This is a genomic window from Brasilonema bromeliae SPC951 (assembly GCF_012912135.1).
Taxonomy (GTDB): domain Bacteria; phylum Cyanobacteriota; class Cyanobacteriia; order Cyanobacteriales; family Nostocaceae; genus Brasilonema; species Brasilonema bromeliae.
This window is the reverse complement of sequence record NZ_QMEB01000317.1, coordinates 1-5,486: the sequence shown is the minus strand read 5'-3', so window position 1 is coordinate 5,486 and position 5,486 is coordinate 1. Positions and strand designations below refer to the sequence as shown.

Below are 5,486 nucleotides of genomic sequence, written 5' to 3'. Positions count from 1 at the left end.
ACGGGCACCCCTCTCCTTAGTAAGGAGAGGGGAGGTTTTGGCAAGAGACAAAACCGGGGTGAGGTTTTTGCAACCTGCTATGAAAACTGCTAACCAAAGCGAGCATCTTGTCATCCCAACTCAAGTTCCTCGAAGATCATATAGCCTGTGTCTTTCATACCTAAGGCTTCATAAGTTTTTTGTGCAACAGTATTTTGATGTTCTACATAAAGTCTAAAACCACATATTTTTAGTTCCTGTTGTTGATTTATAGCTTTTTCTTTGACAAATTCATAGAGTCTTCGATAAATCCCTTGACGACGAAATTCTGGGTGAACGTAGACACTTTGTATCCACCAAAATATCCCATTTCGCCAGTCACTCCACTCCGTTGTTACCATCAGAGAACCAGTCACTTTATTCTGATTTTCTGCAACAACATAAAAACCCAAAATCGGATTTTTCAATAATGTTTCTACACCAGCAGTGAGAATATCTAAAGAAAGGTCTTTGTCTTCGGTTTCACGTGCCATTGCTCGATTGAATTCAACCAAGACGTCTAAATCATCAGGTTTTGCTAAACGAATTAAAAACTTGTTTTCCACCATTTTTGTTTAGATAATGTCAAATTTGGGTGATTACTTACAACAAAAATACTTCACCCCCCTCTCCTTAATAAGGAGAGCCAGTGCGTTGCGGGGGTTCCCCCCGTTGTAGCACCTGGCGTGAGGGGTGCCCGGAGGGCGGGGTGAGGTGAGACCAGCGCTGCGGGAGGGTTTCCCTCCGCAGGCGACTGGCGTTCGCGTAGCGTCTCCGCAGGAGATACCCGGAGGGTTTTTCGTTTTTTATAAGTGTTCATCCAAACATGATATAAGAAGTATCAAATATTTTACTTGATCCCCCTGCCCCCTTAAAAAGGCGTGGTAAAAGTCCCCCTTTTTAAGGGGGATTTCGGGGGATTTTCCATGTTTTTTGGTATCAAAAAACTTTTTAAAAACTCTCTCACATTTTGTATTGCTTATGGTGTTGTCGGAGTCGGTGTAGGCGTAGGTGCAAGTGTGGGTGTGGATGTTGGTGTCGGTGTCGGTGTAGGCGTAGATGTTGGTGTTGGTGTAGGCGTAGATGTCGGTGTGGATGTCGGTGTAGACGTTACTGTAGGCGTAGGTGTCGGTGTCTCTGTAGGCGTGGTGGGTGTGGGTGTCTCTGTAGGTGTGGGTGAGAATGTCGGTGTCGGTGTTGGTGTAACGGTTTCTATAGGAGTTGGCGTAGGTGATGGAGGTGGAGCAGGATTCTCTGCGATAATTGCAAGTGTATAATCTGATGTATTTGACCCCGTCGCAACAATCACATATTCATAAAATCCACTTTCTGGAAGTTTAACGGATAAACTACGTTGTGTTGAATCTTGCAAAAATCTCATTTTTCCACTAGGGGAATACACTGAAAGCAAAATTTTAGAATTTGCATTGAGCTTGACTTTCATCAATTGTTCTTCTTTAAGTCCGGCGATAAAAACTTTACCTTCCCCTGGTTTGAGGGTACCACTAACTCTGCTACCACTAGCTTCTTTGTCAAAAACTATTTTCTTGAAAGCACTGCCAGAAAGGATAGCATTGAGTTTGTCGCTGACAAAACCTTGCCAGACTTGTCCAATGGGCTGATCGATAAAATTCTTGCCGCGTTGTTCTGGAAATTGCTGGTAAAATGCTGCATCGCCTAAATCATACAGAGAACGACTACCAACGTTGATTTGGTTAACTTCGACTTTTGCGCGATCGCGTTCTGCTTGTCCAAAACTACCCAATTTTTGACGTGAGTCTGAACTCAATACCGTCAGCTTTGCCAGCAATTCCTCTGCTATGCTGTCCCATTGTGCCCGTAATTGTTCATCTTCGGGCTTATCTGTCAAGGTACGGTTGCTAACAGTTGGATTTTTCTCCCAAAAGACTTGATTGACTAAGCTAGTAAAAAATTTCTTGTCAATATTCAGTTGTTGACGGCGTTGATCTAATTTTTCCTTACGCTGCTGTTCTTGTAAGGAAAGTTTTGGATCGTTAGGCGACAGGGACGAAGAATCAAATAACTGATTTGCTCCCCAAATACCCACACTAACAGCAGCAACTATAACCACCGCGATCGCAATGATTTTACCAGGTGTCCACCAGCTGACGGTGGGAGTAGAGAAGGGCTTCTCGTAAGGTGAGGACTCTTGTCGAGTGGGAGGAATGGGGGGAGTTGGGGATACAGCTAGAGTTTGTTGCGTTTGTGGTGGTGGTGAAATCGGAACAGGTTGCTGTGGAGGAGGATAGCTGACAGGTGATGGACTTAGTGCTTGCAGAACTTGATCAGCGCTTTGATAGCGTTCTTTTGGTTTTGGCGATAGCATTTTATCCAACACCATCCCGAAACTCTGGCTGAGGTTAACTTCTCGTCGCCATCGCCAGGTGAGGGTATATTCATCTATGAATTCTTGGGGTTGTTTACCTGTCAGCAAAACCAGTACTGTTGCGGCTAAAGCATACAAATCACTATGAGGCTCTACTAACCCAGTCTGCATCTGTTCTGGGGGAGAGTATCCTACCTTACCCAATAATGTTGGAAGTCCACCACCAGCAGCACCAGGTTGATAATATTGCGAGACGACTGTTGCAGCGACTTGTTTAACTCCACCAAAATCGATTAATATCGGGAGTTGGTCAGTGCTGCGTAAAATCAAGTTGTCAGGAGAGATATCACGGTGAATCACTCCTATAGAATGGATATATTCCAAAACAGGCAGAATTTGCTGCATCAGCAAACGAACTTCCGCCTCTGTAAATCGTAAACCTTGCTGCTTCCTAGTATCTAACAAAGAACGGTAAGTTTGCCCTTCTACATAGTCTTGTACCAGAAACAGGTATTCCTTACCAGCTAGGTTAATGCGGAAAAGTTCCCGGAAGCGAGGGATTTGGGGATGTTGTAGCTTGTAGAGAACGCTGGCTTCTCGCTGAAACAGTTCTTCAGCTTTTTGTAAAACGTATGGTGTTTGAACTTGAGGGGAAAATTCTTTTAAAACACAAGGTTCGCGAAAGCGGTTTATATCTTCAGCTAAATAAGTACGTCCAAAACCTCCCTGTCCTAATTGACGGACAATAAAGTAACGTTCGCTCAAAGTTTGCCCGCTTTGAATACTTTGATTCACTGGGTTATCCAACTTTTCGCCGCAGTTTAGACAAAAGCGGCTACCAGTTGGATTTTCATGTCCTTTAGAGCAATAAACAGGATTCATAGTCATTAGTCATTAGTCATTAGTCATTAGTCAAGTACTTTTAACTTTTGACTTTTGACTTTTAGGTTAATTCGCAGATTCTACTTTACTAATTTGGTCAGCAGCAAGTGCATACCATATTTGACCAAGTGTCTGTTTATCAAGTTTCTCATTGTCGCGTCGCTGTCCCGGAAACAATCTATCAAATTTCTTGTTTGTGTCCTCGTTCAGTTGCTTGATGGTATAGTTACCCAACTGTCCTGCTTGTGCTTGTCGCCTCCAATTATCGTAATCTCGCGCACTATAGCTTCCGAGTTTCCGACGCGCTGATGTGCTGAGATTAGCTCGTTCTAGTTGATTTAACACATCTTGTGCGATCGCAAACCATTCCTTTCGTAAAGCCGTATCTTCTGAGCTACCCGTGAGAGTACGTCCTTTTGCTTGCGGATTTTTAGTATAAAAATTTTGATCGACCATTTTTGTAAAAAAGACTTCTGGTATCTCTAGATCCTGACGGCGACGGATAATTTGGTTACCGCGATTTTCTTGGTTGCTAACACTCGGTTTTTCACCAGAATCTGAATCTCGTGAAGTTTTCGGTGATGAAATTGCTGGTATAGAAATAGATGATACAGCCTGAACAACAGCATTGACAACTGCCCAAGTCCCTGCTAATGTCAAAACTATCACACTTGTACCCACAAGACTGACAGCAAAAGGACGAAGCCAAACAGGTAGAGGTAACGCCTGAGCAACCATTTGAGTTTTGTTATGCAGCTTACCAACAAGAGTTTTGACACGTTTGTGCCCAGGAGCAACAACCATCGTCTTCAGCTTAGTCATATGAGTATTTATAGGTTTGGTAGCAGAATTATAAAACTGTAAATCTTTGAGAACATCATCAGCTTTTTGGTAGCGATCGCTTGGTTTATATTCCACCATCTTTTTTAAGACAGCTTCTATTTTAGGGCTGACTTTTATTTGTTCTCCCCAACGCCAATGTCCCTGATAGGAATCATACAGTTTTTGTGGTTCTTGACCAGTTAATAACACGAGCGCCGTGACTGCTAAAGAGTACAAATCGCTACTGGGAAAAGCTTTTCCCTGACGTAATTGTTCCTCTGGTGCGTAGCCCTTCTTTCCCAAAATTGTCCGAATTCCACCGAGTTGCGTAAACCAAAAACCCTTAGAAGCTGGCAATTGCTTCACTGCACCAAAGTCAATCAGCACAGGTAATTTATCACTCTGCCGTAAAATGATATTATCAGGAGAAAGATCGCGGTGAACAACATTAACAGAGTGAATGTAAGACAAAATAGGCAACATTTGTTGCAGCAGTTTGACAACTTCCTGCTCACTAAAAGTTTGTCCCTGATTTGTGCGACTTTCTAACAAATCCCAGTAGTTCTCACCCTCTACATAGTCTTGCACCAAAAAGAAAAAATCTTTGTTACTCAACTGCACTTGTAGCGAGGCGTGGAAACGTGGAATTTGTGGGTGCTGTAGTTTTTTGAGCACACTCGCTTCTCGTTCAAACAGTTCTTTCGCTTTTTCTAAATCTTGTTGTTCTTCAACTTGGGGTGCAAACTCCTTCAGCACGCACTGTTGTTGAGATTGATTTAAATCCTCAGCCAAATAAGTGCGTCCAAAGCCACCCTGTCCCAAATGACGTATAATTCGATAGCGGTTATCGACAACTTGTCCTACCGCCAGAGGTAACGGCTCTCCACACTGAGTGCAAAAGCGGTTCTTCTCATTGTTTACGTGTTGTTTGCTGCAATAAACATCCATGATGCTGAAGGATGAATAGAAGGTTTTTATAAGTTGCTACAAAACGGAAAGTCACAATTACGCATACTCTCTCTATATATTTTGCACTCCTTTGCTCGGGAGCATGAGAAAGAACAAGTCAGTGCGTCAAATTAAATATAAAACTTCACCTGAAATCCCTCTTCTTAATAAAGCTACGGTGTACACACATCTCGCTCAAAATCTGACCCTCGCTTTTTGCGTCACAAAAATCCTTCCCTCTCCTTTATAAGGAGAGGGATGCCCGATAGGGCAGGGTGAGGTCTTATCTTATACTAATTCTGTATGATAGCTTGCCCGTAAAGTGCCATAGATGCGCCTAATTATATGAAAAACGTAAGCGCAAGCGCACGCTAAGAGCGAACGCGTAGCGTGCGCCTTAGCGCATACCGCAAAGGGGAGCCAGCGCCGTGGGCGGGTCCCCCGACTTGAGGCGACTGGCGTCGCAAAG

General features: G+C 43.4%; 3 protein-coding genes. All 3 read right to left on the bottom strand.

The features are described 5' to 3' along the window. Positions 1-110: 110 nt before the first annotated feature. The 3 genes from DP116_RS26485 to DP116_RS26475 all read right to left on the bottom strand — a co-directional run bounded on the left by DP116_RS26485 (position 111) and on the right by DP116_RS26475 (position 5,017). Positions 111-587 (bottom strand): GNAT family N-acetyltransferase, encoded by a 477-nt coding sequence (locus DP116_RS26485; RefSeq protein ID WP_169157979.1) that lies wholly within the window; start codon positions 585-587, stop codon positions 111-113. A gap of 410 nt (positions 588-997) precedes the next feature. Beyond that, positions 998-3,247, bottom strand: a complete 2,250-nt coding sequence (locus DP116_RS26480) for a serine/threonine-protein kinase (RefSeq protein WP_169157981.1) — start codon at positions 3,245-3,247, stop codon at positions 998-1,000. Between the two features lie 66 nt (positions 3,248-3,313). Next, positions 3,314-5,017, bottom strand: a complete 1,704-nt coding sequence (locus tag DP116_RS26475; RefSeq protein ID WP_169157978.1) for a serine/threonine-protein kinase — start codon at positions 5,015-5,017, stop codon at positions 3,314-3,316. Between the last annotated feature and the right edge of the window lie 469 nt (positions 5,018-5,486).